Raw genomic sequence first — 344 nt, 5'->3', positions numbered from 1 at the left:
GCAACTGGAAACTATACAGTAGTAGTAGATGGACAAAAATTTAATGTATCTATTGCAGAAGGTAATGCAGATATCCAAGTAACACCAGCAACACAAAGTGAAACACCAGCAGCAACACCAACAAACGGTGGAGCAGAAGTAGGAGCAACTGTTGCAGGTAATGTATGGAAAATGAATGTAAAAGTTGGTGATACAGTAAAACAAGGTGAAATTATTGCAATCTTAGAAGCTATGAAAATGGAAATAGATGTAGAAGCTCCTTGTGATGGAACAGTAAGTGCAGTTTTAGCTAACCCTGGTGACGCTGTTGAAGAAGGTCAAGCAATAGCAACTATTAGCTAAAA

At 38.1% G+C, this 344-nt stretch carries 1 protein-coding gene; it reads left to right on the top strand.

Annotated elements, in window-relative coordinates; translation table 11 throughout:
• Positions 1-342 (top strand): biotin/lipoyl-containing protein (locus CRV01_RS00005; protein ID WP_129005795.1); only part of this gene is annotated, 342 nt, incomplete at its 5' end.
• Positions 343-344: the final 2 nt, after the last annotated feature.

It is taken from the genome of Arcobacter sp. CECT 8983, assembly GCF_004118855.1.
In the GTDB taxonomy this organism is placed as follows: domain Bacteria; phylum Campylobacterota; class Campylobacteria; order Campylobacterales; family Arcobacteraceae; genus Halarcobacter.
The sequence above is the reverse complement of the archived record's forward strand: the minus strand, read 5'-3'. Positions and strand labels throughout refer to the sequence as shown.